Below are 15,546 nucleotides of genomic sequence, written 5' to 3' on the forward strand. Positions count from 1 at the left end.
CGTGCCCGGCTGCGGTTGGGGCATCCCCTGCTCCTGACGAGTCGGGGGACGAGTTCTTGAGACGCGGTGCCGTTGGCGGTTGTCGCCGGCAACGGGTCGCGTGGCGTGGGCACCGCCGGCTGTGAGAGGGACGGGAATGGAACCGACCGAGAGCGCCGCCCCGGACGTACGGCTGCGCCTGCGCCGAACGACCGGCGCGTGGATGGCGGGCCTCCGGACGGGACGGTCGTCGACGCGCCCCGGCGCGGGCGAGCGGGACCACATATCCTTCACCGCCACCACCGGAGGCCGGTACACCGCCGGGCGCGGCTCGGGCCTGCCCGGCCACGATCCCGAACGGCCCACCTCCTGGCCCACACTTCCCGCCGCGGTCGTCTCCCTGGCCGCGCTCGTCCTCGGCGGCGGTTTCTACCGGGCGTTCAGCGACCACCACGCGCTCTTCCCGTCCGGATCGGTCGGCTGGTCGCTGGCCGTACTGACCGGCGTCATCGTCGGTCATCTGGTCGCCCTGGGCCGCGCGCGCTGGTGGGGCGGCACCGGCTCCGGCGCCGCCCTGACCCTCGCGGTCCTGCTGCTGTACGGCTGGGTGGCCGCCGGGATGGTCAGCCTGACCGTCGTCGTCCTGGTCGGCGCCGCGCGCCGGGGCCGCTGGCGCCAGGGGGTGCTGCACGGCGCGGCCGACATCCTCGGCATCGGCGCCGGAGCGGTGGTCCTCGCCGTGTTCGGGCGGGTGCCGTCGGTCGAGGCCCCCTGGAACCCGCAGAGCTGGGACTTCTACGCCGCGCCCCAGGTGGTGCTGGTCGCCGCCGCGTATCTCGCCGTCACCCGCGTCCTGCTCTGGTACCTGCACACGCAGGGCACCGGCGGCCTGCCGACCGCCGCCCGCACGGCCCTGGTCCGGCAGGGTCTCGTCGCGGTCGCCCTGCTCGGCATCGCACCGCTGATCTGTGTGGTCGCCGTCGCGCAGCCCATGCTGCTGCCGCTGTTCTCGATCCCCCTGATCGCGCTCGACTCCACGCTGTGGATCGCGCGCGTCCGGGCCGAGGAGCAACTGCGCGATCCGCTGACCGGGCTGCCCAACCGGCAGTGGCTGCTCGAACGTACCTGGGCGGCCCTGGACGACGCCGAACGCATAGGCGCGCGTTCGGCGTTGATGCTGATCGACCTCGACCGCTTCCGCTCCGTGAACGACACGCTGGGGCACCTCGCCGGGGACCGGCTGCTGCTCCAGATAGCCGAACGGCTGCGGCTGGCGCTGCCGCGCGGGGCGGAGGCCGCGCGGCTCGGCGGTGACGAGTTCGCGGTGTTACTGCCCGTCGCCGACTCCACGACGTCGGCCACCCGGGTGGCCCGCAATCTCGTCGCCGCGCTCGGTTCGCCGCTCGACCTCGACGGGCTCACCCTCGTGCTGGAGGCCAGCGCCGGACTCGCCGTCTTCCCCGACCACGCGCTCGACGCGGAGGGACTGCTGCGGCGGGCCGACGTCGCGATGTACCAGGCGAAGCGGGACCGTACGGGGGTGGAGGTCTACGAGTCCAAGCGGGACTCGAACACACCGGACCGGCTCGGTCTGCTGGGGGACCTGCGGCGGGCCCTGGACGCCGGTGACGTCGAAGTGCACTACCAGCCGAAGGTCCGCTTCGACGGACAGGTGGTCGGCCTCGAGGCACTTGTCCGCTGGGTGCATCCGGAGCGGGGCAAGGTCCCGCCCGACGAGTTCATCGCGATCGCCGAATCGTCCGGGCTGATGCCGCACCTCACCGAGTACGTGCTGGAGACGGCCCTCGCGCAGGTCGCGCGGTGGCGGGCACAGGGGCTGCGGGTGCCGGTCGCGGTGAACGTGTCGCCGCGCGACGTGCACACCCCCGGCTTCGCGGGCGCGGTCGCCGCCCGGCTCGCCCGGCACGGGGTTCCCGCGGGGGCCCTCCAGCTGGAGATAACGGAACACGTACTGCTGGAGGACCCGCAGCGTGCCGCGGACACCCTGGCCGGGCTGACCGGGCACGGGGTCAAGATGTCGCTGGACGACTTCGGCACGGGGTACTCCTCACTGGTCCATCTGCGCCGGCTGCCCGTCAGCGAACTGAAGATCGACCGGTCCTTCGTCGCGCGGCTCGCCATCGACAACGAGGACGCGGAGATCGTGCGCTGCACGGTGGACCTCGCGCACTCGCTGGGGCTGCTGGTCGTCGCGGAGGGCGTCGAGGACGACGAGACGTGGGAGCGGCTGCGGGATCTGAGGTGCGACGCGGTGCAGGGGTGGCTGGTCGCCGCCGCGATGCCGCCGGACGAGGCCACGGCGTGGTTGCTGGCGCGGGGGTCGCGGGGCTGGCAGCGGCCGCGGGCCGCGTTGCCGGCCGCGGAGTAGTTCCGGCGGGTCGTCGTCCGTCGTCCGTCGTCCGTCGTTCGTCGGGTGCGGGTCCGTGGGGCTCCGCGGTGTTTCTCCCACCCGCGCACCACCCATGACGGTCACCCGAAAAGTGAAGCCCTCCCGCGGCGGTCCCTCACCGCCGGCGCCCGCACCCCGCCAGGCACGCGGGGAACCGCGCGCCCGGTCACGGACGGCCCGCAGCTCGGTCACGGTGGTGGAGCGGCCCCCTGACGGGGGCGCGGGGAACTACGCGATCGGCCAGGGGTGGCTCGCAGCTCTCCCACGGGGGTGGCGCCTCCCTGACAGGGGCGCGGGGAACTGCGCACCCAGCCACGCGCGGCCCGCAGCTCGGTCACGATGGTGGAGCGGCCCCCTGACGGGGGCGCGGGGAACTGCGCACCCAGCCACGCGCGGCCCGCAGGTTCGGAAGGCGGTGACAGCCCCCGGGACGGACCGGTGGCGGCGGTGCGGAACTCCCGTCGGCGACTCCCACCTCGTACACGGGAGGGCCCCCCGGGCAAACCCGGGCGCGGGCATCGGCCCCGGCCCCATAGGATTGGGCCAAACCACACACTCTCACCCAGAGGATCGCTGCATGCCTGGCATCACGCGCGAGGAGGTCGCCCACCTCGCACGGCTGGCGCGTCTGGAGCTGAAGGCGGAAGAGCTCGACCACTTCGCCGGCCAGCTCGACGACATCATCGGCGCGGTCGCCCGCGTCAGCGAGGTCGCCGACCAAGACGTACCGCCGACCTCCCACCCGCTGCCGCTGACGAACGTCATGCGCGCGGACGAGGTCCGCCCGTCGCTCACCCCCGAGCAGGCGCTCTCCGGCGCCCCGGCCCAGGAGCAGCAGCGTTTCAAGGTGCCGCAGATCCTGGGGGAGGACTAATCACCATGACGGACACCAACGTCAACATCATCAAGCTCACCGCGGCGGAGATCGCCGGGAAGATCGCGGCAGGCGAGCTCACCGCCGTCGAGGTCACCGAGGCCCACCTCGCCCGCATCGAGGCCGTCGACGAGAAGGTGCACGCCTTCCTGCACGTCGACCGCGAGGGCGCCCTCGCGCAGGCCCGCGCCGTCGACGCGAAGCGGGAGCGCGGCGAGAAGCTCGGACCGCTCGCCGGCGTGCCCCTGGCGCTCAAGGACATCTTCACCACCGAGGGCATCCCGACCACCGTCGGTTCCAAGATCCTCGAAGGCTGGATCCCGCCCTACGACGCGACGGTCACCAAGCGGCTCAAGGCCGCCGACGTCGTCATCCTCGGCAAGACCAACATGGACGAGTTCGCCATGGGGTCCTCCACCGAGAACAGCGCGTACGGCCCCACGGGCAACCCCTGGGACCTCAGCCGCATCCCCGGCGGCTCGGGCGGCGGCTCGTCCGCCGCGCTCGCCTCCTTCGAGGCGCCGCTCGCCATCGGCACCGACACGGGCGGCTCCATCCGCCAGCCCGCGTCCGTCACCGGCACGGTCGGCGTCAAGCCCACGTACGGCGGCGTCTCCCGCTACGGCATGGTGGCGTTCTCCTCCTCCCTCGACCAGGGCGGCCCCTGCGCCCGTACGGTCCTGGACGCGGCGCTGCTGCACGAGGTCATCGCCGGGCACGACCCGCTCGACTCGACCTCCATCGACGCGCCGGTCCCCCCGGTGGTCGAGGCCGCCCGCAACGGCTCCGTCGCCGGCATGCGCGTCGGTGTCGTCAAGCAGTTCCGCGGCGAGGGCTACCAGGCCGGTGTCCTGCAGCGCTTCGACGAGGCCGTCGCCCTGCTCAAGGACCTCGGCGCCGAGATCGTCGAGCTGGACTGCCCGTCCTTCGACCTGGCGCTCTCCGCGTACTACCTGATCGCGCCGTCCGAGTGCTCGTCCAACCTCGCCCGCTTCGACGCGATGCGCTACGGCCTGCGGGTCGGGGACGACGGCACGCGCTCCGCCGAGGAGGTCACCTCGCTCACCCGCGAGGCCGGCTTCGGGGACGAGGTCAAGCGCCGCATCATGCTCGGCACGTACGCCCTCAGCTCCGGCTACTACGACGCGTACTACGGCTCGGCGCAGAAGGTCCGTACGCTCATCACCCGCGACTTCGACAAGTCGTTCGAGCAGGTGGATGTGATCGTCTCGCCGACCACGCCCACCACCGCCTTCGCGATCGGCGAGCGCGCCGACGACCCGATGGCGATGTACCTCGCGGACCTGTGCACCATCCCGACCAACATGGCGGGCAACGCGGCCATGTCGCTGCCCTGCGGTCTCGCGCCGGAGGACAACCTCCCGGTCGGTCTGCAGATCATCGCCCCCGCGATGAAGGACGACCGGCTCTACAAGGTCGGCGCCGCCGTCGAGGCCGCCTTCGTGGAAAAGTGGGGGCACCCGCTGATCGAGGAGGCTCCGTCGTTGTGAGTAAGGCTCTGACCAAGGCCAAGGGCTTCAAGAAGTCCAAGTCCGGCACGTACCTGTCCATCGCGACCACCGCGTTCGGTGCTCTCGGCGTCGCCAAGCAGGCCAAGAAGGCCCGCACGGAGCACGACACGCTGCGCCTGATCGACGCGGCCGTGTCCGCCGCCGCCATCGTCACCGGCCTCGCCATCCTCTACCGGGAGCTCAGGCGCCTGGGCGACGACGACGTCCTGCTGGGCTGAGAGGGAAGTTTTCACCGTGACCACCACGACCGACGAGCTGGTGTCGTACGAGGACGCCCTGGCGACGTACGACCCCGTCATGGGCCTCGAGGTCCATGTCGAGCTCGGCACCAAGACCAAGATGTTCTGCGGGTGCTCCACCGAGCTGGGCGCCGAGCCCAACTCGCAGACCTGCCCCACCTGCCTCGGCATGCCCGGCTCGCTGCCCGTCGTCAACGCGACCGGCGTCGAGTCCGCCATCAAGATCGGTCTCGCGCTGCACTGCGAGATCGCCGAGTGGTGCCGCTTCGCCCGGAAGAACTACTTCTATCCGGACATGCCGAAGAACTTCCAGACCTCCCAGTACGACGAGCCGATCGCCTTCAACGGCTACCTCGACGTACAGCTGGAGGACGGCGAGGTCTTCCGCGTCGAGATCGAGCGCGCCCACATGGAGGAGGACACCGGCAAGTCCACGCACGTCGGCGGCGCGACCGGCCGTATCCACGGCGCCTCGCACTCCCTGCTCGACTACAACCGCGCGGGCATCCCCCTCATCGAGATCGTCACCAAGCCGATCGAGGGCGCGGGCGAGCGCGCGCCCGAGGTCGCCAAGGCCTACGTCGCCGAGCTGCGCGAGCTCATCAAGGCGCTCGGCGTCTCGGAAGCCCGCATGGAGATGGGGCAGATGCGCTGCGACGTGAACCTGTCGCTGCGCCCGCACGGCCGTGAGAAGTTCGGCACGCGCTCCGAGACGAAGAACGTCAACTCGCTGCGCTCGGTGGAACGCGCCGCCCGCTTCGAGATCCAGCGGCACGCCGCGGTGCTGAACTCCGGCGGCACGATCATCCAGGAGACGCGCCACTTCCACGAGGACACCGGGTCCACGACCTCGGGACGCGTGAAGGAGGAGGCCGAGGACTACCGGTACTTCCCGGAGCCCGACCTGGTCCCCGTCGCCCCGTCCCGCGACTGGGTCGAGGAGCTGCGTGGGGGTCTGCCCGAGCAGCCGCTGGCCCGCCGCAACCGGCTGCGCGAGGACTGGGGCGTCAGCGCCCACGACATGCAGTCGATCCTCAACGCCGGTGCCATCGACGCGATCGTCGCCACGACCGAGGCCGGCGCGGACGCCGCGTCCGCCCGTAAGTGGTGGATGGGCGAACTGGCCCGCAGCGCCAACGAGTCGGGCAAGGCCCTGGAGGACCTGCCCATCACCCCGGCGCAGGTCGCCCGGGTGACGCAGCTCGTGGCCTCCGGAGACCTGAACGACAAGCTCGCCCGTCAGGTCATCGAGGGCGTGCTCGCGGGCGAGGGCACCCCGGACGAGGTCGTCGACAAGCGCGGTCTCAAGGTCGTCTCGGACGAGGGCGCGCTGACCGCCGCCGTCGACGAGGCCATCGCCGGCAACCCGGGCGTCGCGGACAAGATCCGCGGCGGCAAGGTGGCCGCGGCCGGCGCCCTGGTCGGCGCCGTCATGAAGGCCACCCGGGGCCAGGCCGACGCGGCCCGCGTCAAGGAGCTCATCCTCGAGAAGCTGGGCGTCAGCGAAGGCTGACCGTCCGCGCACCACCCACCTGGGGGGACGCACCGGGACCGGTGCGTCCCCCCAGGCCTGTCGTGGGCACCCCGGCGCGGCGGAGTCCACCGGCTCGACCGGTGCCGTCGACCGGTGCCGTCGACCGGTGCCGTCGACCGGTGCCGTCAACCGGTGTCGCCGGCCGCCGCCGGGCCGCCGGAGTGCCGCACCACCCATGAGAGACCGGCCGCCGCGACGGACACGGAACCGGCGGACACAACGGAGAAGGAGCAGCAGCAGGATGTACGCGATATCCCTGGGTGACGACGGCGCGGAACTGCGCCCCCTGGAGCCCTGGCACGCCGAGGAGTTCCTCGCGCATCTGGACCGGGGGCGGGAGTTCATCGGGCAGTACATCCCGTTCGGTTCGGCGGCCACGGACGTGGCGTCCGCGCGGGAACTGCTCCAGCGGTACGCCGACAACCGTGCCGCCGACACCGGATCCCTGCACGGCCTGTGGCTGGAGGGAACGCTCGTGGGCGGCGTGCTCTTCCTCAACTTCGACGCGGCCCAGGGCAATTGCGAGGTCGGCTGCTGGCTGGAACCCGCGGGTACCGGACGGGGCCTGGTCACACGCGCGATGCGACTGCTCATCGACTGGGCCGTCGAGGAACGCGGGATCCACCGGGTGGAGTGGATCGCCGCCTCGGCGAACGAGCCGAGTGTGAACGGCGCCCGGCGGCTGGGGATGACCCGGGACGCCGTGCTGCGGGAGAGCTTCCCCTACCGGGGGGTACGCCACGACATGGAGGTCTGGTCGGTGCTCGCGCCCGACTGGCGGGCGACGCGCGCGGGGACGAGCGACTGAGCGTTGCACGACGGTCACGCACGCTTACGCCGATCGTTACCGGCGAGCACAGGGATCATTAAGAGACTTCTCAGACTCCGTCCGTACGGTGCGGGACATGGGAACCAAGACAGTTGACGAAGCCGTGGACGCGAACGGCACCGAGGCGAAGAGCGACAAGGAGACCGTGGACGGCACCGGCACCGGCACTGGCACCGAGGAGACGCCCGACAGCGCGGCCGTGACCGGAGCCGAGACCGACGCCGAGGCCGAGGCCGAGGAGCAGGACGACACCGAGGCCGACGCCCCGGCGGACGAGGACGTCCCCGCGGCCGGGGAGAAGGACGCCCCCGGCGTCGGCCAGGGCGCCGCCGCCGTCGTCTCCGCCGGACTCGGCATCGTGTCGCTCACCGGCAGCTGGGTCGCCACCGTGGCCGCCGCCCGCGAGACCCTGGTCGGACAACTGCAGACCTCGTCGTCCGCGAGCGTGGCCACGCAGGTCAAGGAGGTCTACGGCGACGCCTGGGCGACCACCGCGCTCGTCGGCGGCCTCTTCGCGCTGGCCGCGCTGATCGTCGGCGTCGTGGTCCTGGCCCGGCCCGCCTTCGGGGCGCCCGGCAAGCCGCAGGCCGCCTGGATCAAGTCCGTCGCCTGGGCGGGCGTCTCGCTCGGCGTCGTCGGCCTCGTGCTCGCGGTCGCCAAGTACTCCGACATCCTGCTCGGACTGCCCTCCACCAAGTGAACCTCCGTACCTCTGAGGGGCCTTAGGGCCGGCGTGGGTAACCTGCCGCCGCTCTAAGGCCCTTCGCGTGCGCAAGATGCGGAACTCTCCCGATGTGACGCACCCCCCTGGGAGACGAAGGTTGAGGCATCGCACAGAGCGAGGCCGAAACCGGCTCTTCACGAGGGGTACGAGATGTTCGAGTACGAGCTCCACCAGATCCGATCCGCCGAGCTGATCCGCGAGGCGCAGAACCACCGACTGGCACAGGAGGCCCTCCGCGGCCGCCGTGCCGACCGCCGCCGCACCGCCGCGCGCGAGTCCGGCCGGAACGACACAGAGGGGCGGGCGCACAGCCCGCGCCCCCGCCGGTACCGGTTCACCCGCGCCGCGTGAACGCCGGGCCGAAGGAGGCTGCCCGCACTGGCGGCGGCCCCCCTCGGACGCCGGGGGAGGCCGGCCGTACGGGGGTCGGCCGGCCTCCCGGGAGAGCGCTCGCCGCTCTCCCCGCACACGGCCCGGCACCGATGGCCGGCCGCCCGATAACCAGTGCCGCTCCCGCGGACCGTTGTGCGATGCTCGGGCCCGTGGAGACCAGATCCGTCAGCCCCGTGTTCGTCGGCCGCGCGGACGAACTCGGGGTCCTGCGCGAGGCGTTGGCCCGCGCCGCCGGCGGCAGCGGCTCCCAGGCGTCGGACACCGGGGGCGAACCGCAGGCGCTGCTCCTCGGCGGCGAGGCCGGGGTCGGGAAGACCCGCCTGATCGAGGAGTTCGCCACCGTGGCCGACCGCGAGGGCGCCGTCTTCGTGTGCGGCGGCTGTGTCGAGATCGGCGCCGACGGACTGCCCTTCGCCCCGTTCTCCACCGCCCTGCGCGCCCTGCGCCGGCTGCTCCCGGACGAGCTCGCCGCGGCCGCCGCCGGCCAGGAGGACGAGCTGGCCCGGCTGCTCCCCGAGCTGGGCGAGACCGACCGCGGCCGGCGCCCCGACGAGGAGGGCATGGCCCGCCTCTTCGAACTCACCGCCCGCCTCCTGGAGCGCCTCGCCGCCGACCGCACGGTCGTCGTGGCCCTGGAGGACCTGCACTGGGCCGATGCCTCCACCCGTCACCTGCTGGCCTACCTCTTCCGCACGCTGCGCAGCGGACGCCTCGTCGTCGTCGCCACGTACCGCGCCGACGACATCCACCGCCGCCACCCGCTGCGCCCCCTCCTCGCCGAACTGGACCGCCTGCGCACCGTCCGCCGTATCGAACTCGGCCGCTTCACCCGCGCCGAGGTCGGCCGCCAGATTGCCGGAATCCTCGCCCACGAACCCGACCCGGCCCAGGTCGACGACATCTTCGAACGCTCCGACGGCAACGCGTTCTTCGTCGAGGAACTCGCCGTCGCCGCCCACCAGGGCTGTCCCACCGGCCTCACGGACTCGCTGCGCGACCTGCTCCTCGTACGCGTCGAAGCGCTGCCCGAGAGCGCCCAGCGCATCGCCCGGATCGTGGCCGAGGGCGGCTCCACCGTCGAGTACCGGCTGCTCGCCGCCGTGGCCCGGCTCGCCGAGGACGACCTCATCGAGGCGCTGCGCGCCGCCGTCGGCGCCAACATCCTGCTCGCCTCACCCGGCGGCGACGGCTACCGCTTCCGTCACTCCCTGGTCCGCGAGGCAGTCAGTGACGACCTGCTGCCCGGCGAGCGCTCCCGCTACAGCCGGCGCTACGCCGAAGCCCTGGAGGCCGACCCCACGCTCGTACCGGCCGACGAGCGCGCCACCCGGCTGGCCAGCTACTGGTACCACGCGCACGACGCGGCCAAGGCGCTGCCCGCCGTCCTGGACGCCTCCGTCGACGCCCGGTGCCGGCATGCCCACTCCGAACAGCTCCGGCTCCTGGAACGGGCCATGGAGCTGTGGGAGGTCGCCCCGGAAGCCGTACGGGCAGCCCTGCGCCCCATCGACTACGTGGAGGTGTTCCCGCCCTGCGGCCAAGACCCGGCGGCCCAGGGACACCCGGCGTCCCCGGAGGTCCCGGCACCCCTGCGCTATCTCGACCTGATGGCCGAGGCCGCCGTCGCCGGCCGGCTGGCGGGGGAGCGCGAACGGGCCCTGAAGATCACCAAACGGGCGCTGCACGTCCTGGAGGACGAGAGCGATCCCCTGCGTGCCGCCTGGTTCTGGGTCCAGCGCTCCCGGCTGATCACCGCGCAGGCCCGCGGCGACGGGTGGCACGAACTCGCCACCGCCCGGGACCTGGTACGCGGCCTGCCCCCGTCGGAGGTGCACGCCGAGGTGCTGTCCCTGGTCGCCGCCTGGTGCATGCTGCACGAACCGGGCCCCGGCGCCCTCTTCGCCGCCGAGCGCGCCGTGGAGTACGCGCGCATGGTCGGCGCCCGGGACATCGAGCTGAACGCCCGGCTCACCCTCGGCGGTCTCATGGTCGACGCGGGGGACATCGAGGCGGGCATCACGGAGATGTACGAGGTCAAGGAGCAGATCCCGCCGCACGGCGCGTCCCTCGTCGCGGGACGCCTCCACATCAACCTGCCCTCCCACCTGGAGTCGGTCGGCCGCTCCCGCGAAGCCGTCCCGATCCTGCGGCAGGGCACCGAACTCGCCCGGAGGAACGGCCTGCTGGACACCGAGGCCTGGGTGTGGGGCAACCTCGCCGAGTCGCTCAGCTCACTCGGCCGGTGGGACGAAGCCGTCGAGGCGGCACGGAACGCCCTGGGCGTGGGAGCCAGCGGCAAACCGTCCGGCAGCGGCGCCATGCGCCTGGCGGACCTCGCCCTCGACCGCGGCGACCTCGCCGAGGCGGCACGTCGACTGGACGCCGCCCGCGCCCACTTCGGCACCCACGACCCCATGCCGCAGCACGCCCTGCCGCTGGTGCGCAGCACGATCCGCGTCGCCGCGGGCGAGGGCCGCCTCCTCGACGCCCGCACCGCGCTGGAGCAGGCGCTGGACGCGGGCTTCCCGCCCGGCACCCAACGCTACGGCTGGCCCCTGCTGCTCGCCGCCGCCACCGCGGAGGCCGACGCCCGCGGACTGCCCGCCGCCGAGGCGGGGCGCGACAAGGCCGTGCGGTCCCTCCGGGAGGCCGCCAGGACGCTGGCCACCGGAGTGCCTCTCTGGCACGCGTACGAGCGGTGGGTGCGCGCCGAACTCCGACGGGCCGAGGGCGTGTCCGACCCGCACGAGTGGGCCGAGGTGGTCTCGGCCTTCGAATGCCTGGAACGCCCCTACGACCTCGCCCGCGTCCGTCACCACCTGGCCGACTCCCTGCTGACCGCGGGCGCCGACGAGGACGAGAGGGCACGCGCCACCGAGCTCCTGCGGCTGGCCGGGGCGGCGGCCGACCATCTGGGCGCCCGCCCCCTCGCCGACGCCGTGGCGCTGCTCGCCCAGCGGGCCCGCCTCGCCCTGGGCAGGGCCCCCGGGCCGTACGACCCGACCCCCGGCGATCCGGCCCAGGCCCTCGGCCTCACCAGCCGTGAGCGCGACGTGTTGCGTCTGGTCGCGGCCGGCCGCACCAACCGCCAGATCGCCGAGGAACTCTTCATCTCCCCGAAGACCGCCAGCGTCCACGTGTCGAACATCCTCGCCAAGCTCGACGTCTCGGGACGGGGAGAGGCGGCGGCACTGGCCCATCGGCTCCGGCTGTTCCCCCAGGAGACCCCCACTGCCCCGACGGCGGGCTGAGGCATACGCTGGCAGGGATCCGGGCCGAGGGAGGCGCCGTGTTCAACATGTTCGAGGAGATCTTCGCACCAGGCCGCAAGCACACCGACGACGAACGCAAACGGCTCGAACTGACCCGCGTGGACCTGAACGACGGTGATCCGGGCCGCGGCCCCATCGACCTGTCCTCGGGCAAGGTGGTCGTACGGCCGCCGGAGCGGGAACGCGAGGGGGCGGAACCGGCGCAGGAACCCGTGTCCGAGCCGGACGAACCCGTGTCCGAGCCGGACGAACCCTGAGGCCGCGGACCCTACTTCACCTCCAGCTCCAGAATCCGGTCGTCGCCCTTCCCGGGGCTGCCCCGTCCGTCCGTCTCACTGGTGACCAGCCAGAGCTTGTCACCGCCCGCCGAGACCACCGTGCGCAGCCGCCCGTACCTGCCGTTCAGGAAGGACTGCGGAGCGGCGGCGGCCCGTGTGCCCTCCAGGGGGACCCGCCACAGCCGCTCGCCCTTCAGCCCCGCCATCCAGATCGAACCGTCGGCATAGGCGATGCCGCTGGGCGAGGCGTCGTCCGTGTGCCACTGGGCGACCGGGTTGTGGTACTTCGGGTCGTCGCTCCTGCCCTCGACCACCGGCCAGCCGTAGTTGTCGCCGGGCTTGATCTGGTTCAGTTCGTCCCAGGTGTCCTGCCCGAACTCGGAGGCCCACAGGCGCTGTCTGTCGTCCCAGGCGAGACCCTGTACGTTGCGGTGCCCGTACGAGTACACGACCGAGTCGCCGAAGGGGTTGCCCGGCGCCGGGTCCCCGTCCGGCGTCATGCGCAGGATCTTGCCGCCCAGCGCCTTCTTGTCCTGGGCCAGACCCCGGGAGCCCGTCTCGCCCGCTCCCGCGTACAGCATCCCGTCCGGGCCGAAGGCGATCCGGCCGCCGTTGTGGATCACTCCCTTGGGGATGCCCTTGAAGATCGTGTCCGGCGCGCCCAGCTGCTCGCCGGGCGGCTTCTTCGCGTCGTACAACATACGGACGATCCGGTTGTCCGAAGCCGTCGTGAAGTACGCGTAGACCATGTGGTCCGAGGCGTAGGCGGGGGAGAGCGCGATACCGAGCAGGCCGCCCTCCCCGGCGGGGGCCACCCCCGGCACCTGGCCCAGCTCCGTCGTCCGCCCGGTCTTCTCGTCCACCCGGGTGATCGTCCCCTCGTCCCGCGAGGACACCAGAAGACCGCCCTCCGGCAGCGGCGCCAGGCCCCAGGGCGACTTGAGGCCCTCGGCGACGGTGCGCACCACCTTCACCGAACCCTTGGCGGGCGCGGCCGTCTCGGTCGGCCGCCCCGAGGAGGCCGACCCCGTCACCCCACCGCCCGACGACGGGTTCAGGCCGACCGGCGATCCGCCCCCGAGCCGCCGGAGGAACAGTAAGCCGTCACCACCAGCGCTGCCGCGGCCAACGCGGCCTTCACCACTCGACGTTGCACGATCAGAGGTCCCTTCGACGTGGCGGTCCTACTGTTCATACACCGCTCGCGTCCCGCGGGTTCCCGATCAGGAACACCCGATGCGCGAGCAGCCGCGGGAGCCCTCAGTCCCACGACCCCTGCGCCCGGGGAAGCCCCGCCACCTCCGCCAGATCCTCCGCCGTCAGCGGCAGCCCGGCCGCCCCCGCGTTCTCCACCGCCCACCGCGCCCGCTTGGCCCCCGGCACCGGAACCACGTGCCGGCCCTGGGACAGCACCCAGGCCAGCGCCACCTGCGCGGGAGTGACCCCGTCCCCGTGCCGTCGGGCGACGCGCCGCAACCCGGCGACGATCGGCTGGTTGGCGGCCATCATCTCGGCCGTGAAGCGGGGATGGCGGGCGCGTACGTCGTCGGGCTCGAAGCCCCCGCCGGGCGTCAGCGTGCCGGTCAGGAAACCGTTGCCGAGCGGCATCGCCGCCAGGAAACCCACGCCGCGCGCGGCGCACCACGGCAGCAGCGCGTCCAGCGCCTGCGTCGACCACACCGACAGCTCGGCCTCCACCGCGCTCACCGGGAAGACCTGCTGAACCCGCTCCAGCTGCCGGATCGTTCCGTCGTACAGCCGCCCTCCGTACAGCCGCCCGTCGTACGGGCGCGCCCCCGGGCGACGGGCGGAACGGGCGCCGACCGCGCACAGCCCGAGTGAACGCACCTTTCCGGCCGCCACCAGATCGGCCATCGCGCCCCAGGTCTCCTCGACCGGCACCTCGGGGTCCGCGCGGTGCAGCTGGTAGAGGTCGATCACGTCGGTCTGCAGCCGGCGCAGCGACGCGTCGCAGGCGCGCCGCACATAACGTGGACGCCCGTTGGCCACGATGTGCTGCTCGCCCACCAGCAGTCCCACCTTCGTCGACACGAAGGCCTCCGGACGCCGTTCGCGCAGCGCCCGGCCCACCAGCAGCTCATTGGTGAAGGGCCCGTACATGTCCGCCGTGTCGAGCAGCGTCGAGCCCAGGTCGAGGGCCGCGTGCACCGTGCGCAGCGACTCCTCACCGCGCTGCCGCGAACCGGTGTACGCCCAGGTCATCGGCATGCACCCGAGCCCGATCGCCCCCACATCGAGCGTCGCCGCGCCGATCGTCCTGCGCTCCACCTGGCCGTGACCCTCCCTCTCCTGCCACCCCAACCTAACCTCTGTAGGTCCCGCCGCCTGACATAGCCTCCTGAGCATGACTTCCGATGTGTGGCTCCCCTTTCACGCCGACGAGATCAAGGGCCTGCCCGAGAGCCTCGACTACCGCTTCTGGGACGGTGGCCAGGAGTTTCCCGCGGACCCGGCCGACTGCGTGTTCTATGTCGTGCCGTACATGAAGCCGCCCGCCGTCGGCCGGCGGCCGATGGCCGAAATGACCTCCCTGCAGGCCGTGCAGACCCTCTCCGCCGGAGTCGACCACGTCCAGCCGGGCCTGAAGTCCCTGCGCCCGGGAGTGCAGTTGTGCAACGCCCGTGGGGTGCACGAGGCGAGCACCAGCGAACTCGCCCTCGCCCTGATCCTCGCCTCGCTGCGGGGCATCCCCGACTTCGTACGCGCCCAGGACAAGGGGGAGTGGCGCTCCGGGTTCCGTCCGGCGCTGGCCGACAAGTCCGTTCTGATCGTGGGGTACGGGTCGATCGGGTCCGCGATCGAGGACCGGCTCGTGGCCTTCGAGGTGGCGCGGGTGGCGCGCGTCGCGCGCTCTGAGCGCACCACGGCGCGCGGTCCGGTGCACCCACTCACGGAACTGCCCGCGCTGCTCCCCGAGGCCGATGTCGTGGTGCTGTCCACGCCCCTCACCGACAGCACGCGCGGCCTGGTGGACGCGGACTTCCTGGCCCGTATGAAGGACGGCGCGCTCCTGGTCAACGTCGCCCGCGGCCCCGTCGTCGACACCAAGGCCCTGCTCGCCGAGCTGGACAGCGGACGCCTCACCGCGGCCCTCGACGTCACCGACCCCGAGCCGCTGCCCCTGGGGCACCCCTTGTGGCAGGCGCCCGGCGTGCTCATCAGCCCCCACGTCGGCGGCCCCACGTCGGCGTTCCTGCCGCGCGCCGAGCGGCTGCTGGTCAAGCAGTTGAATCGTTTCGTGAACCGGGAGCCGCTCGGCAACGTGGTCCTCACCACGGGCACGTAACGCGCCGCCGTCCGCGGCCGCGCCCGGGCAGGGACACTCTCCGCATTCCCCCGAATGCGGGTCGTGTCCGCATCCCCGCTGGTCGTTACGGAGCGTAGAGGAACTATGTCCCTGAGTGACGAGACTGGTGTATCGTCCCGACAGGGGCTGCGCCGCGCACCGTTCGGCGCCGGGG

12 protein-coding genes and 1 pseudogene are annotated in these 15,546 nt (G+C 72.7%); 11 read left to right on the plus strand and 2 right to left on the minus strand.

Features of this window, described 5'->3' with window-relative positions; translation table 11 throughout:
* Positions 1 to 136: 136 nt before the first annotated feature.
* From HEP85_RS27780 to HEP85_RS27825, 10 genes are all read left to right on the plus strand, one after another.
* Positions 137 to 2,368, plus strand: coding sequence for a bifunctional diguanylate cyclase/phosphodiesterase (locus HEP85_RS27780; protein ID WP_168530356.1), 2,232 nt, complete (start codon positions 137 to 139; stop codon positions 2,366 to 2,368).
* A gap of 598 nt (positions 2,369 to 2,966) precedes the next feature.
* Positions 2,967 to 3,263 carry an Asp-tRNA(Asn)/Glu-tRNA(Gln) amidotransferase subunit GatC gene (gene gatC, locus HEP85_RS27785; protein WP_010984178.1) on the plus strand — a complete coding sequence of 99 codons (297 nt, stop codon included), beginning with the start codon at positions 2,967 to 2,969 and terminating at the stop codon, positions 3,261 to 3,263.
* 5 nt (positions 3,264 to 3,268) lie between these two features.
* Positions 3,269 to 4,774 carry an Asp-tRNA(Asn)/Glu-tRNA(Gln) amidotransferase subunit GatA gene (gene gatA / locus HEP85_RS27790; protein ID WP_168530357.1) on the plus strand — a complete coding sequence of 502 codons (1,506 nt, stop codon included), beginning with the start codon at positions 3,269 to 3,271 and terminating at the stop codon, positions 4,772 to 4,774.
* Entirely contained in the window at positions 4,771 to 5,013 is a 243-nt protein-coding gene (locus HEP85_RS27795) for a hypothetical protein (RefSeq protein WP_148010591.1), read from the plus strand. Before gatA ends, HEP85_RS27795 begins: the two co-directional genes overlap by 4 nt.
* A 16-nt stretch (positions 5,014 to 5,029) precedes the next feature.
* Complete coding sequence (gene gatB / locus HEP85_RS27800) at positions 5,030 to 6,547, plus strand: Asp-tRNA(Asn)/Glu-tRNA(Gln) amidotransferase subunit GatB (RefSeq protein WP_168530358.1); 1,518 nt, start codon at positions 5,030 to 5,032, stop codon at positions 6,545 to 6,547.
* 262 nt (positions 6,548 to 6,809) lie between these two features.
* Positions 6,810 to 7,376 carry a GNAT family N-acetyltransferase gene (locus tag HEP85_RS27805; protein ID WP_168530359.1) on the plus strand — a complete coding sequence of 189 codons (567 nt, stop codon included), beginning with the start codon at positions 6,810 to 6,812 and terminating at the stop codon, positions 7,374 to 7,376.
* A gap of 97 nt (positions 7,377 to 7,473) precedes the next feature.
* The gene (locus tag HEP85_RS27810) at positions 7,474 to 8,097 is read left to right on the plus strand and encodes a hypothetical protein (protein ID WP_168530360.1); all 624 of its coding nucleotides are present in this window, start codon (positions 7,474 to 7,476) and stop codon (positions 8,095 to 8,097) included.
* A 174-nt stretch (positions 8,098 to 8,271) separates the two neighbouring features.
* Positions 8,272 to 8,472: a hypothetical protein gene (locus tag HEP85_RS27815; protein WP_168530361.1), complete on the plus strand. Its 201-nt coding sequence runs from the start codon at positions 8,272 to 8,274 to the stop codon at positions 8,470 to 8,472.
* 179 nt (positions 8,473 to 8,651) lie between these two features.
* Positions 8,652 to 11,765: a helix-turn-helix transcriptional regulator gene (locus tag HEP85_RS27820; RefSeq protein WP_168530362.1), complete on the plus strand. Its 3,114-nt coding sequence runs from the start codon at positions 8,652 to 8,654 to the stop codon at positions 11,763 to 11,765.
* Between the two features lie 38 nt (positions 11,766 to 11,803).
* Entirely contained in the window at positions 11,804 to 12,043 is a 240-nt protein-coding gene (locus tag HEP85_RS27825; RefSeq protein WP_168530363.1) for a DUF6191 domain-containing protein, read from the plus strand.
* An 11-nt stretch (positions 12,044 to 12,054) separates the two neighbouring features.
* On the opposite strand, the pseudogene HEP85_RS27830 reads toward HEP85_RS27825, so the two are convergent.
* Positions 12,055 to 13,205, minus strand: a pseudogene (locus tag HEP85_RS27830) (sorbosone dehydrogenase family protein).
* 119 nt (positions 13,206 to 13,324) lie between these two features.
* Positions 13,325 to 14,353: an aldo/keto reductase gene (locus HEP85_RS27835; protein ID WP_168530364.1), complete on the minus strand. Its 1,029-nt coding sequence runs from the start codon at positions 14,351 to 14,353 to the stop codon at positions 13,325 to 13,327.
* 76 nt (positions 14,354 to 14,429) lie between these two features.
* On the opposite strand from HEP85_RS27835, the gene HEP85_RS27840 reads away from it, so the two are divergent.
* On the plus strand, positions 14,430 to 15,371 hold the full coding sequence (locus tag HEP85_RS27840; RefSeq protein ID WP_211118079.1) for a 2-hydroxyacid dehydrogenase: 942 nt from the start codon (positions 14,430 to 14,432) through the stop codon (positions 15,369 to 15,371).
* Positions 15,372 to 15,546: the final 175 nt, after the last annotated feature.

Source organism: Streptomyces sp. RPA4-2, from assembly GCF_012273515.2.
GTDB classification, from domain to species: Bacteria; Actinomycetota; Actinomycetes; order Streptomycetales; family Streptomycetaceae; genus Streptomyces; species Streptomyces kaempferi.

Coding starts and splice junctions, on each gene's coding strand:
- HEP85_RS27810 (WP_168530360.1), top strand. CDS start 7,474: ATGGGAACCAAGACAGTTGACGAAGCCGTGGACGCGAACGGCACCGAG.
- HEP85_RS27820 (WP_168530362.1), top strand. CDS start 8,652: ATGCTCGGGCCCGTGGAGACCAGATCCGTCAGCCCCGTGTTCGTCGGC.
- HEP85_RS27780 (WP_168530356.1), top strand. CDS start 137: ATGGAACCGACCGAGAGCGCCGCCCCGGACGTACGGCTGCGCCTGCGC.
- gatA (WP_168530357.1), top strand. CDS start 3,269: ATGACGGACACCAACGTCAACATCATCAAGCTCACCGCGGCGGAGATC.
- HEP85_RS27840 (WP_211118079.1), top strand. CDS start 14,430: ATGACTTCCGATGTGTGGCTCCCCTTTCACGCCGACGAGATCAAGGGC.
- HEP85_RS27815 (WP_168530361.1), top strand. CDS start 8,272: ATGTTCGAGTACGAGCTCCACCAGATCCGATCCGCCGAGCTGATCCGC.
- HEP85_RS27805 (WP_168530359.1), top strand. CDS start 6,810: ATGTACGCGATATCCCTGGGTGACGACGGCGCGGAACTGCGCCCCCTG.
- gatC (WP_010984178.1), top strand. CDS start 2,967: ATGCCTGGCATCACGCGCGAGGAGGTCGCCCACCTCGCACGGCTGGCG.